7 protein-coding genes are annotated in these 13,310 nt (G+C 58.9%); 4 read left to right on the forward strand and 3 right to left on the reverse strand.

What is annotated here, in order from left to right; all coding sequences use genetic code 11:
- The first annotated feature begins 211 nt into the window (after nucleotides 1-211).
- On the forward strand, nucleotides 212-1,645 hold the full coding sequence (locus HY298_14935; protein ID MBI3851551.1) for an aldehyde dehydrogenase: 1,434 nt from the start codon (nucleotides 212-214) through the stop codon (nucleotides 1,643-1,645).
- 210 nt (nucleotides 1,646-1,855) lie between these two features.
- Nucleotides 1,856-2,326: a hypothetical protein gene (locus HY298_14940; protein MBI3851552.1), complete on the forward strand. Its 471-nt coding sequence runs from the start codon at nucleotides 1,856-1,858 to the stop codon at nucleotides 2,324-2,326.
- A gap of 45 nt (nucleotides 2,327-2,371) precedes the next feature.
- Here the strand turns inward: HY298_14940 and HY298_14945 are convergent, their stop codons facing one another.
- The 3 genes from HY298_14945 to HY298_14955 form a co-directional block, all read right to left on the reverse strand.
- Nucleotides 2,372-4,783 carry a DUF1343 domain-containing protein gene (locus tag HY298_14945; protein MBI3851553.1) on the reverse strand — a complete coding sequence of 804 codons (2,412 nt, stop codon included), beginning with the start codon at nucleotides 4,781-4,783 and terminating at the stop codon, nucleotides 2,372-2,374.
- Nucleotides 4,784-4,853: 70 nt separating this feature from the next.
- The gene (locus HY298_14950) at nucleotides 4,854-8,303 is read right to left on the reverse strand and encodes a DUF11 domain-containing protein (protein ID MBI3851554.1); all 3,450 of its coding nucleotides are present in this window, start codon (nucleotides 8,301-8,303) and stop codon (nucleotides 4,854-4,856) included.
- A 242-nt stretch (nucleotides 8,304-8,545) separates the two neighbouring features.
- Nucleotides 8,546-10,489: a CSLREA domain-containing protein gene (locus tag HY298_14955; GenBank protein MBI3851555.1), complete on the reverse strand. Its 1,944-nt coding sequence runs from the start codon at nucleotides 10,487-10,489 to the stop codon at nucleotides 8,546-8,548.
- Between the two features lie 434 nt (nucleotides 10,490-10,923).
- Between HY298_14955 and HY298_14960 the strand changes: the two genes are divergently transcribed.
- Together HY298_14960 and HY298_14965 are read left to right on the forward strand one after the other, a co-directional pair.
- A complete protein-coding gene (locus HY298_14960; protein MBI3851556.1) occupies nucleotides 10,924-12,294 on the forward strand; it encodes a TolC family protein in 1,371 nt (456 codons plus the stop codon).
- Nucleotides 12,291-13,304, forward strand: a complete 1,014-nt coding sequence (locus tag HY298_14965; protein MBI3851557.1) for a hypothetical protein — start codon at nucleotides 12,291-12,293, stop codon at nucleotides 13,302-13,304. Before HY298_14960 ends, HY298_14965 begins: the two co-directional genes overlap by 4 nt.
- Nucleotides 13,305-13,310: the final 6 nt, after the last annotated feature.

Genomic DNA, 13,310 nt, shown 5'->3' on the forward strand with positions numbered 1-13,310 from the left:
AGTTCGGGCAGCGGCAAAATAGTTGGCTTCATTACTCTTCTGAGCGCCTCGGTGAAGGCGTTTTAACCTCGTCACCAATGAGCCAGAGCAATCTGGCTCATTTTTTTTATCCCGACATATGAAGGTTTGAACACACGCGCCCCATTCTCGAGTTGGCTTCAAGCTCCTCCTTGCCTTTCAACTCGACCTGCTGTTTGATTCACGCCGCCTTATGATTAAAATTCCTGTCCTCCGTTGGGGCCAACCTTACGAAAGCCTCGAAGTCGATAACGTCATCCACTTCATCACCGGCGAAACGCTCGCCCGGGTAAGCCAGGCCAATCCCGGAATGCTCGCCAAGGACATGAAGAAAGCGTCGCGCGCCCGCGACGTGTTGCGTGAGATTCCCATCCGCCAACTCGTCCAGATCATGAAGAAGGCGGCCGACCTCTACAAAGACGCCACGCTGCCGATGGGCGACGGACAGCAGTCGCCCGACGATTTTGCGCGCCAGCAGTCTGCCTCAACAGGAATGCCCGAGCACATGTGCAAAGCGAACATGGCCAAAAACCATTTCGTGCTGTCGAACATGGACCGCATCCTCGATTGCCTCACGCGCGGGTTGCCGCTGGACATTCTCACGCGCGGCTATGGCGACGAAGGCCGGGGCGTGGTGGTGAGTTACCAGGCGCAATCGCCCGTGCTCGGGTTGGTGCTGCCGTCGAACTCGCCGGGTGTGCACACGCTCTGGCTGCCGGTGATCCCGATGCAGGTCGGGCTGCTGCTCAAGCCGGGGCCACAGGAGCCGTGGACTCCCTATCGGATGGCGGCGGCGTTTTTCGAGGCGGGCGTGCCGCGCGAAGCGATCGGCGTTTATCCCGGCGCGGGTGAGATGGGCGCCGAGGTGGTCAACCGCGTCCGCCGCGTGAAGATTTTTGGCAGCACGGAAACCGTTCAGCGTTATCACGGTAATCCTTGCGTGCAGGTGCACGGGCCGGGCTTCAGCAAAATCCTGCTGGGCGACGATGTGGTGGACGATTGGCCCAAGTACATCGACATCATGGTGGACAGCGTTTATCTCAACAGCGGACGCGGCTGCATCAACTGTTCGGGCGTCTGGGCGTCGCGCCACACGAAGGAAATCGCCGCGGCGCTCGCCGAACGCCTCGGCCCCATCGACGCGAAACCGCCGGAAGATCCCAGCGCCACCCTCGCCGCATTCACGGTCGCGGGGCAGGCTCAAGCGATCCACGCGTCCATCCTCGACAAGCTGAAAGAGGACGGCGTGACCGATATGACGGCGAAGTTCGGCTCGCGACTGGTTGAGAAGGAGCGCGCTGCTTATCTACGGCCGTGGGTGATCCACGGTGATTCACCGGAGCGCAAGGTTGCGCAGACAGAATACATGTTTCCTTACGTGACCGTCATTCAGTGCCCGCAGAGCGACATGATCGAGAAGATCGGCCCGACGCTCGTGTGCAGCGCCATCACCAATAACAAGGCGTGGGAACAGCAACTCATCGAGGCGACCCACATTGACCGGTTGAACATTGGTCCGATCCCGACGATCAAGCTGGATTGGCTCCAACCGCACGAGGGGAACATCGTGGACTTCCTGTTCCGGGCGCGGGCGTTCCAGACGACGCCGGAGAAATTGAAATCGTGAGCCGCGTGACGGGATTCCGCGGCGTTCTGGTTTGAGTTATGGGGCTATGTACTTGATTCCCCTTGGCCCATCGGACACGCTAAACTGTGAACTCCAACGCCGCGCGAGGGCCGTTTCCGTTGGAGTTCAACCTTTAGGTTGTCCCGCTCTGCAGGAAGGGGAATCAAGCGCATAGCCCAATTGAGTTAATGTTTAGCCCACGAACAAACCATGAAACCGGCCGGTCCGTTGAAACATTTCGCCCTAGCGTTCCTCATTGCGGTCGTGATTTACACCATCTTTTATACCGGCATTGAACACCGGCGAACGTTCCGCGGTCCGTGGCGGGTGGTGTTTACCAATACCGCCGCCGGCGTTCCCCGGTTGGTCGTTTCCCAGCCAAAACTCGGGATCACCAATCTGATGCTTGATTTTCCCAACGAGAAACTGCCGCTGATCGTTTCCAACAGCCTGATGGTTTGCGATACCCCGCGCGAAGTGCCATTCCCCGTCCCCTTCGGCCAGTGCATTTTCATGGACACGACTTTTCTGCCGGGCACCGTAACGTTCAACCTCTTCAGCCATGAGATAGAACTGCTTCCGCGCGTCCTGATCATCAATAGAAAGGAGTATTCGTGGAAGTCGGAAACTAACATTTCCGTTTCGGGTGTCGGCGTTATGTCAATTCAACCGAAGAACTGAATGGTTGAGTTGGGATTTCACCGCCAACCCAACCGGCTGGCATCGTCAATAGAGCAGATACTTCGCGCGGCGCTTTTGAAAATCTTCCAGGTCGGTGACCCACATTCGCTTTACATCCGCAAGCGTCTTACCGGATTTGAGCGCGTCGATCGTGGCGCTGTGACCGAGCAGTCGATTGAATTTCTCCATGTCGAAGTTGGCGGGATAAAGCCGATGGAGGGTTTGCGCGATGGTGAGACCGATATCCACCACGTTGCAACGCTCGCGCTCGGTCAGGAGCATGTTGACTCCGCCGCACGACTTGTCCTTGAAAACACTCGCCGTGGGCGTGAATCGCACCGGCACAAACCGCACGCCCGCCAGTCCCGCGCGATTCAATTCCTCAGCCAGTTGAACATCGTCGATGTAAGGCGCGCCGACGACTTCAAATGGCGTGTCGGTGCCGCGCCCGACCGACACCGCCGTCGTTTCCAGCAAGCCCACGCCGGGATAAAGCGTTGCCGCAGTCAGCCCGCGCATGTTTGGCGAAGGATTGATCCACGGCAGCCCGGTTTGATCGAACCACAAATCGCGCGACCAGTTTTCGACTGGAATCACAGTCAGATCAGCTTTGAATTGGCGCTCGTCGTTCAACATCCGCGCCAGTTCACCGATCGTCATGCCGTAACGAACAGGTACCGGATGAAACGCAGTGTAGCTGGTGTCGCTGGTGAGCACCGGACCGTCGATGGTCGCGCCATTGATCGGATTCACGCGATCCAGGACGAACATTTTGATGCCCGCCTCGGCCGCCGCTTCCAGTGCGCCGCCCATCGTCGAGATGTAAGTGTAGAACCGGCAGCCGACGTCCTGAATGTCGAACACCAGAGCGTCGAGGTCTTTCAATTGGTCCGGTTTGGGTTTGCGCGTTACGCCGTACAGACTGTAAATCGGCAGCCCGGTCTGTTCATCCATGCTGTCGCCCACCTTCTCGTCCAGCGCACCCCGGATGCCGTGTTCGGGACTGAACAATAATTTCAGAGTTACGTCTGGCGCGTTTTTCAGAAGGTCAATGGTGGAATTGCGTTCGCGGTCGGTGCCCGTGTGATTGGTGATCAGTCCGATTCGCAAGCCTTTGAGTCGCGCAAAGTGTTCCCGTTTGAAAACGTCGATGCCATTCAGCGACTTGAGTTGAGCAGTTGTCGGCGGATTGACCACGCGAGCAGCAACATTGGTCTCCGCTTCCGTTCGAGGCGAAAGTGAACCGGGAACGTACGCGAAATTGAAGCCGACCACCGCCTCCGCCGCGAGATTCGCCAGTGTCGCTTGCAACGTCGCCACGCTGCCTTTGCCGTCGGGGTGAACGCGGTTGGAAAGAAATATCCAGAACGTTTTGGAAAAAGGATCGATCCAAAGGCAACCACCCGTGAACCCGGTGTGGCCGTAGGAACCGAGCGGGAAAATCTTGCCGCGCGGCCGGCTGTAACCCGAGTCAATATCCCACCCCAACCCGCGTCGTGCCGAAACCGCCGGCGGCGATTGCACGCTCGTCATCAGCCTCACGGTCTCCGGTTTGAAAATGCGGACGCCTTCGAGAGTGCCTTCATTGAGCATCATGCGGGCGTAACGCGCCAGATCTGTTGCCGTCGTGAACAGTCCGGCGTGACCGGCCACACCGCCCATCAAACGCGCGGTCGGATCATGCACCGTGCCGCGCAACATCTCCCCATCCGTCATTTCCGTCGGAGCAATTCGTGCCCGTTTCGATGCGGGCGGGACATAGCCGGTGTCCATCATCTTCAGTGGTTGATAGATTTCATGAGTGACAAATTCCTCCAGCTTGCGGCTGGTCACGCGCTGAACGACTTCACCCAGCAGAAAAAAGTTGATGTCGCTGTAACGGAAGGTGGTGCCGGGCGACGATTGCAGTTTTTCGCGGCAGGCCATTTGGATCGCCGTTTCCTGTCCGTGCCATTTCGTCTTGGTTTCGATGTCCGGTCGCAGTCCCGAAGTGTGCGTCAGCAGTTGGCGGATGGTAACCGCCTCTTTCCCGTCGCCCGCGAACTCAGGAATGTAACTGTGCACCGGCGCATCAAGTTTCACTTGGCCGCGCTCAACCAACAGCATCACCGCCGGCGTGCAGGCGATGACCTTGGTCAGCGACGCCGCGTCGAAGATCGTGTCCTCGGTCATAGGTTCTTCCGCCGGAACGAGCGAGCGATGGCCATAAGCCTTGTGGTAGGCGTGGCCATTGCGTTCCAACCAGAGCGCACCGCCGGGAATGCTTTTCTCGGCGATGGTCTGGTTGATGGCCGCATCCATCTCCAGAAGTTTCGCGGGCTGAAACACCGGCAGCGGGGCGGGTGGGGTTGTTTTACAAGCGGACAGTCCGATCAACAGTCCAAGAGAAAGCGACCCAAAGCAATGATGTGCAGCCCAACGGATTCGACGAAACGTCACGGAGCGGAAATGGCGCATAGTTTGGCGAAAAGAATTAAACCATCGCGCCGCCGCATGCGCCAATGAAACATTTCAAGAGCGCTCCGGCTTACGGCAACACGACGACGCGATAAAATCGTTGCGTATCAGAACTGATGGCATCCTGCTTCGACGCCGTATTCCCGATGGCGGGCACGTCGCCAGGCAGATCATTCCAGCCTGCGTCTGCGAGGCTGGTCTTAAATTGGACGCGGTAAGTTTTCCCGGCAATCGCGCTCCAGACCAGCGTCACGTTCACGCCGTCCTGCGTAATCGATGTGATGCTAGGGCGGGAGACATCCACGTAATTGAGTGCGAACGCGGTGTTGTTGGCGTTGGTGGGGTCGCTGGTGCTGGCCCAGGCGGTCGCCTGATTCGTCAACGTGCCGGAGCTGGTGACAGTGGCGGTGATGGTGATGGTCGCGGTGCCAGAATTGGACAGCGAGCCGAGATTGCCGATGATGGTGCCTCCGTTGTTTGTCCAACTGCCCTGGCTCACCGCGGCGGAAATAAAGTTTTCACCGGCGGGCAGCGTGTCGGCGGCGGTCACGCCGCTTGCCGCATCGGGACCACGGTTCGTGACGGTGAGCGTGTAAGTGAGCATGTCGCCTTCCGTGATTTGGGCCGGCATGCCGGTGAGCGCGACCGCCAGATCGGCGACCTGACTGCAACAAATGGGGCCGACGAGAGTGGTGATCGCCAGCCGCCAGCCGCCACTGAGGTTGCCGGTGTCGGAACTGGTGTCATCCATGATGAACAGCGACCAGGTTCCATTCGGATTGAGGCCGTTGAAGGCCGACAAGGCCGTGCCAAAAGGACCCCCCGGTGCCGGAGCGGAGAAAGTGTCGCCCGCCTGATAGTCGGTGGGTTGGAACGTGCCCGAAACAATCTGGCCGGAATCCGGCAACGTGGCGGCGGCATCATCGTCAAACGTGAGCACCACGTTGCTGACATCGTTGCCACCTCCGGTGTCGGACATGAGCAACACGGTCTGGCCGGTCGGGCCAACCAGCAACACATCAATGTCGTCCGGATAGGTGTGGCTGAGATTCAACAGCGTCACAGTGACTTTGGTCACCTGACCGGTGACGCCGGAAACGCTGATCGTCGAGGGGTACGGTGAACCCGGGCCACTCGTGCTGCTGCCGGGGATTTTAATTGAAGCAGAGTTGCTGTTGGTTTTTGTCGTGGCGCTCGTGGCGCCCAGATTGAAACCGTTGGTCAAGATGCCCAAGTCGGCCGCGCCGTCCTGGAGTTGAAGACGGGCAATCACCGTTCCACCACACACACCCGTGGCCGTGAAGGAGAAGGGCATGGTGACAGATGGACCACCCGCCGCCAGCACGCCGTAAGTCTGCGGACCGCTCGGAAAGCTGATGCCGTTGGTGTACAATAACGTGACCACGAGATTGGTTGTGTTGGCAAAGCCGATGTTCTTCAGCGCGAAGTTCACGGTCACTACTTCACCCGGATCGACGGCGCCATTGGTCGGCCCACAGGTTTCCCCCGCGAGCGCGGCGCTTTGCAACACCACGTACGATGTGGGAATTGAATTGGTGACAGTGAAGTTGGTGGGCGAAATGTCGAAAAAAATATTGCTCACTGCCTCAACCTTGATGCGCGCCAGGGAACTGGAGATGTTCGGGAGGAGGACCGTCTCTGAACCGTCGTTGGGCGTGTTAGCGACGAGGGTGATGGGGAACGAGTTGCCGCCGTTCGTGGAGAGGAGAATGTTCACTGTGGCGGCATCCACGGGCGCCCCGGTAGTGCCCGCAACATCCCACGTCACCGTTCTGGTGCCGGACCAGGTCACCGCCGAGCTAGGTGATGTCACCACAAACGGGCCGGCAGTTGAAGTGACCGTAACCTGTGTATCGGCCGTGTTGACGCCGCCCCCGCCGGCGCGGTTGTCGCGCGCTGTGACGCGAAAATTCATGGTTCGATCCGTTGTCGGCAGTTGCTCGCCGATGCTGGTCGTGTTGTTGAGAAGGTCAGAGATTTTCGGAAAAGTTCGCGCTGGGCTGGAAACCGGATTGAAGGAACGAAACAACGGACTGCTCCCGTTGTCGGGGCTGGTCACGGTGGTGGCCGGTCCGAGATCGCGCTCTTCCCAACAATACGTCAGCGGGTCGCCGTCCGGATCGCTGCCAGCGGCGGTCAAGGTGAACGGGGTGCTCGTCGGGATGACGAAGGCCGGCCCGGCATCGACAGTCGGCGCATTGTTGCCGGTGGACGAGAGCGCGGGACAACCGCTGCCGGAGCCGGCAGTCGTGTAGTTGATGATTTCGTCGAAGCTGACGGAATGGAAGTAAGGATCGCTGTGCGGCTGCAGGTTGTCGGTGCCGCAAATGCCGGCATACGCCATGATGGTGGAGCCGCTGCCGGGTTCGTACGCGGTGGAAGCGTTGCGAGTGCCACCGCCACAGTTCCCCGCGGTGCTGTTGAAGGTGTGGTTCGCGCCGAACTGATGCCCCATCTCGTGCGCCACAAAATCAATGTAGAATGCGTCGCCGATCGGCGAAGATAAACCCGTCACGCCGCGCGCTTTGTTGCCACTCACGCAAACGACGCCCAAGCCGGCAATACCGCCACCGCCCGTGCTGAAGACATGGCCGATGTCGTAATTCGCGTCGCCGATAACGGTGTCGATGTTGGCCTGGTTCTGCCCGAGCATGGTCGAGCCGCTCGTGTTCGAGTACGGGTCGGTGCTCGCATTGGTGTAAACGAGCAGGTTGTTGTTCGCGACCAGGATGAGCCGGATGGCCAGTTCCGCTTCATAAACGCCGGTGACGCGATTGATCGCCGTGACAATGGCGGACATGCCCGCTGCCACGGTGCCGCCTTGAAACTGCGTGTATTCGGCGTCCGCCGCGCAAGCCAGCCGATACGTGCGCAACATGCTGCCCGAACGCAACAGATCATTTGCGATGGACGTTCGCGCCGCCGTCGGATTATTGCTGGCGGGGGTGAGGCATTCGAAATCCACAGCTCGACGATAGTCACGCTTGTAATAACTGGTGTGGAGGTTCGCATCGCCCTTCCAATACGGATCGACATAGACGGCGCCGTGCGGCGAAAGGATTTGGGCGTGAAATCCCGCCGGAGCTACGTCGAACCGCACCGTCGCGGTGAGGTCATCAACGCCTTGACCGAAGTAGGTCTTAAGTTCCGGGAATTTGGCCGCCAACTCCGGCGCCATGATTGGCGATTCAACAACGAGAAATCTCGCGAATGTTCCATCCGGCATCGGCAGTACAAGTTCCGCGGGGTTCTGTGCCGCCTGCGACGTGAATTCCCGCGGCGCGCGGCTGAGGACTTCGTGCAGCGCAGCATGATTCAGATTGAAAGCGCGAAACTTGCCGGGATGAATCCAGACTTCGGAAGGCGGTTTGGTGGCAGAGATTTGATCCACCCTTTGCCAGAGCACCTCAGGCGGGGGCGACTGGCCGCGCGCCGACGCGCCGGAAAGCAACAGCGCCATGAACAGAATCGCGAGAGTCCGGAATTTGAAGTGGAACATTATGGCGCGTTCTTCTGTTCAGTTTGAGACTTCAGACCAAGTTCAACGCGCGCAATATGCTACAGCACTGCGTAAAGGTCAAACGGGTGACGGGGTGACCCCCTTGAGCACTGGCCCCTTTGCCTCATGGGAAAATGACACCGAGGCATATAATGGTCTTGAGGGCAAGCGCGCAGTCTCCAAATGGAGTAGCGCCGCTGCAAACCGATGTCACTGAGAAACAGCTTGCGGCTTGCAGGTGCCTACGGATAGGTGAGTTGGTAAAACCGCCGAGGCAGTCCCACGGCGCCGGCGTCATTGTATTGCAACGTGCCACTGCCATCTGCCGTTACGTCCGCGATGGTAGTAAAACTACTCGGACCTAAAGTAGGCGACGCCTGGAGATGGTGAATTGCGGACGGGACACCGACACCTTGCAGGACAACCTGGCCGTTCATAAGGTGAGTGATGGAAGTAAACCTCATCGCTTCGCCACCAAACTCAAAGGCGCCAATGTCCGGTGCATCGTGCCGGATAAAGTTGCGTTGATCGAGCTTGGGCGCGTTGGCATTGGCTGCATTGATCGCTGGACTGCCGGACATGAGCGCATGTGTCTTGGTCGGGCCGCCGTTGTCTTGCAACGGACCCAGAAGCGGGTCCTGACCGAAGATGTTTCCGCCCTGAGGTCCGCTGATGAAGAAGTTCGTGGTCGTCCGGATCAGGTCAAAGGCGAGCTGGCCCGTCACGGCACCGGCATTTGTGCCGTCGTGGGTAGTAAAGCCGTCATCAGGTGTGTCAAGCGTGATCCCGTTGCCACGCGCGTTGTTGGCGATCAGCGAATTCTGCGCGAAGAAGGTGATGTTAGTGTCGCTAGGACTGGCATAGATAAAGAGTCCACCTCCTTTACCGGTTCCCGAGACGGGAAAACCTAGCAGCACCCGGTTGTTGGCCAGGGTCGAGTTAAGTAATTGTGTCTGGCCGGCGTAGATATAAATGCCGCCTCCGCCTCCATTCTTACCCGCAACGTTACCACTGAAGGTGCTGTTTATAATGTGCAGAAGCGACGTGGGGACGATGAAGCCATCGTGGTAGATGGCGCCACCATAGACCGCGAAGTTGCCACTCAGCGTGCTCCCTTCAATGTGACAGAAGTCACTATTAGTAGGAGAAGCAGATACTGCCAGGCTGAAGATGCCTCCCCCAAAACGCGCCGCTGAGTTCGCGTTCAGCGTCGTGCGCGATATTACAATAGGTGACTCAGTCTCCATCGCTCCTCCGTCAAAATTGGCGTGGTTATCGTGCAGATAGCTGCCAGACAAAGTTAGTGGAACGAAATTGCCGATACCTCCGCCGGAAGCCGCGGTATTGGAATAGATCTCGCTGCGCTGGATGTTCCACTGGGCACCAGAGTTACCATCAACATAGAGGCCGCCTCCCGTTCCATCCGCAGTGTTGCTGTAAATCTGGTTGTCTTTGAGAATGAACTGGCTTTGGCCCGAAGGCATGTGGACGAGCACGCCGCCTCCCGCGCCTACTCCACCCGCCGCCACGCTATTGGAACGAACGATGACATTATCCATCTCGATCGAGCCGCCCGTGGAAGAGAAATTGGCATAAATACCCCCGCCGTTTTGGCCAGTGTTGCTCTCGAAGATCACGTCACTGAGCAGGACATGGCCGGCGCCTTCGATGTAAAGACCGCCGCCGCCAATCGGGCTGTTCGTGGAAATCGATTCGCCGTTGCGGATCGTCATTCCGCTCAGAGTAAAGTTCTTCACCGTGGACAGAATCTGGAAGACACGGTCGTGGGTCACCGAGCCATTGCCGTCCACGATAGTGACTCCTGAGCCCGCGCCCTGAATTTCTATGTCGGCAGTGATGTCCAGATCTCCGGCTACAGCGTTGTTGTCGTAGCCCACTCGGGTCAGCGTGTACGTGCCCGCCGGCAGGATAATCGTAGTCGCTCCTCCGGAGTAGTTGGCTTGCATAATCGCCGCCCGTAAAGTGCAAACGCCGGAAGGATAGCTGAGGCACTTCCCATCCAGTTGGTCAGCGTCCGGCTCGTCCGCTGTGCTGTTGACGGTGAATATAGCTCCAGCCTGCGAGCTTTCCGATCCAAAGAATGGAAGCGCCAGGGCGCAACCTACAGCCAGCAGTGTCTTTCTTCTCAGGCGAGTGAGGGAGGATAGGTTTTCGGTTTCACTCATCTCGTCGCGGTCTAGCAAATCGGAACGGCGGTGTCAACCCGCCCGTTTTGCCGGCTTTCAAGCCGATCTAAATGTGTGGCCCGGAGCCCACGAAAGCTCTTGAGCTTGTGTTGCACCAGCAGTCGGTCCAAAGTGGCGGCGCTGAATTGGTTGAGCGGTTTCCTTTGGGACGGCACAACCTGACCATAGTGCCTTTCGTTATGACGCAGCCTCAGGGACAGAGCACCAGCCAGGCGTTTGCTGCACAGCCACTCAGCCGCCAAATAGTGCCCACCACTTCTGCCACGGGTTCATACTTGGGCTGTGGGCCAGCTCGATTTGAGTCAACTCGTGGCCTCATTCCGCTGACAAATTCTCTTGCGTTCCGGCGGCGATTGCTTTGCGCTTGGGGCGAAGAAACATTTCCTGTGTACCATTGGCAATTCATAATTCTGTTGGGAGTTTTGACTGGCTGCGCGCGTTTTCAATCGCAGCCTCTTGCGCCAGCCGAGACCGCGTCGAAACTCGAAGCCCGCACGCTCCACAATCCCGACCTGAAGAAATTCCTCGAAAAGAATTTGCATCGCGAGTTGACCACCTGGCCGTTGAAGTCGTGGGATTTCTCCGCGCTCACCCTCGTGGCGTTCTATTATCATCCCAGCCTGGACGTCGCGCACGCGCAATACGGTGTCGCACAGGCCGGAGTGATCACCGCTGGCGGAAAACCAAATCCCACCGTCGGTCTTGTCCCGGAATACACGGTCAACGCGGCGCGCGGAATGTCCCCGTGGCTCGCCGGTGTCAACTTCGACATTCCGATTGAAACCGCCAACAAGCGCGGCTACCGCATCACCCGGGCCAGACATCTGTCCGAAGCCACGCGATTAAATATCGCCACAGTCGCCTGGCAGGTGCGCAGCAATTTGCGCCGCAGTCTGCTCGATTACACCATCAGCCTCCGGCGCGAAGAGATTTTGAAGACGCAGCAGACCACACAGACGGAGATGGTCAAGCTGATGGCACAAAGGCTGGCAGCGGGCGCGATTGCGCCGACGGAACTTTCGACCGCACGCATTGGGCTCGATAAAACCCGACTGGAACTGGGCACGGCCCAAAGTCAAAGCGCCGAGGGTCGCGCACGCGTCGCCGAGGCGCTCGGCCTTCCGCTGAGCGCGTTGGATGAGGTTGGTTTGGCGTTGGACCTGGAGCGGTCGGCGCCGGCTGATCTGACTACCACGGAAGCGCGGCGGGAAGCATTGCAGAGTCGCGCCGACATTTTGAGCGCGCTCGCCGAATACGCTGCCTCACAATCGGCGCTGCAACTGGAAATCGCCAGACAATATGCCGACATTCACCTGAACCCCGGCTATCAATTCGATCAGGGCGAAAACAAATGGGCGCTCGGCTTGAGCGCGGAGTTGCCGGTGCTGAATCAAAACCAGGGCCCAATCACCGAAGCCAAAGCGCGGCGTACCGAAGCCGCCGCCCGTTTCACGGCGTTGCAAGCGAACGTCATTGCGGAGATTGATCGTGTGACCGCCGCATATCGGGTCGCACAGGAACAACTGGCAACGGGCGACTCGCTGCTGGCCACACAAAAAAAGCAGGGAGCGGCGGCGTTGTCGCAGTTCCAGGCTGGCGCCATCGACCGACTGGAGTTGCTCGGCGCGCAATTGGAACTTGGCGGCGCGGAGTTGCTGCGGCTGGAAGGATTGGCCCGGACTCAACTGGCCGTGGCCGCGCTGGAGGACGCCGTGCAGCGGCCGGTCCTTGAATATCCTGATCTGCCAGCCCAATCCCAAACCCGGAAGGAGAAGAAGCCGTGAAAAGAAAACTGAAAACAGTCTTGGTTCTGCCATTCTTCGTGCTCATTGCTCTTGGATTGATCTTCGCCTACCTCCAAATGAGCAAGGAGCGCGCGGCCGAGGCCGAGCGCGAGAAACCGGTCGCCGCAGAATCGAAAGTCACCCGCGATGCCAGCGGCGAAACCATTGTCACGGTGGACGAGGAAACGCAGAAAAGGATTGCGCTGCAGATCGCGGCGCTGGCGGCTGCGGAACTTCAGCCGGAAGTCAAAGGTTACGGTCGCGTGCTCGATCCTGCGCCAGTGGCCGCGCTGGTCAACGAACTCGTCGCCGCCCACTTCGCTGCGCAGGCTTCCGGCAAGGAATTTGAACGATTAAAATTACTGGCCGACCAAAACAACGCCTCGGCCCGCGCATTGGAAGCGGCGGAAGCAACGGCCCGCCGCGATCAGTTGCAGATGCAGTCGCTCCGCACCAAGCTCGCGTTGACGTGGGGCAAGGCGCTCGCGGAGGGCGACGATCTGCCAGGGTTTGCGCAATCGCTGGCAACTCACGAAAACGCGCTGGTGCGAATTGATCTGCCGGCGGGTGAATCCCTGCCATCTCCGCCGCTTTCCGCGCGCATTGTTTCGCTTGCCGAGGAGTCCAAACCGGTCACGGCGGAATTTTTCGATGTCGCGCCCGCCGTGAATGCGCAGACACAGGGCCAGGGATTTTTATTTCTTGTGAAATCAAACCAATTCCGTTTTGCGCCGGGCGCGGCGGTGCTTGGTTACCTCCGAATCGCGGGTCAGGCGCAGAGCGGCGCGGTGATTCCGCGCAACGCCGTGGTCAGGTTCAACGGCAAACCGTGGGTTTATTTTCAAAGCGGTAACCAGACGTTCACTCGTCGGGAAATCTCCGAGGATCAGCCTCTGGCCGAAGGCTGGTTCGCGGCGCAAGGTATGAAGGCCGGCGACCGCGTCGTGGTGCAGGGCGCGCAAATGCTGCTGTCCGAGGAGCAGAAATACCAAATCCACATGGGGGATTAGGACGGC

Source organism: Verrucomicrobiota bacterium, assembly GCA_016200005.1.
Lineage (GTDB): Bacteria > Verrucomicrobiota > Verrucomicrobiia > Limisphaerales > PALSA-1396 > PALSA-1396.

Bases quoted from the DNA above. Each gene is read 5' to 3' on its own strand.
- HY298_14935 (MBI3851551.1), top strand. From the start codon at position 212: ATGATTAAAATTCCTGTCCTCCGTTGGGGCCAACCTTACGAAAGCCTC.
- HY298_14940 (MBI3851552.1), top strand. From the start codon at position 1,856: ATGAAACCGGCCGGTCCGTTGAAACATTTCGCCCTAGCGTTCCTCATT.
- HY298_14945 (MBI3851553.1), bottom strand. From the start codon at position 4,783: ATGCGCCATTTCCGCTCCGTGACGTTTCGTCGAATCCGTTGGGCTGCA.
- HY298_14950 (MBI3851554.1), bottom strand. From the start codon at position 8,303: ATGTTCCACTTCAAATTCCGGACTCTCGCGATTCTGTTCATGGCGCTG.
- HY298_14955 (MBI3851555.1), bottom strand. From the start codon at position 10,489: ATGAGTGAAACCGAAAACCTATCCTCCCTCACTCGCCTGAGAAGAAAG.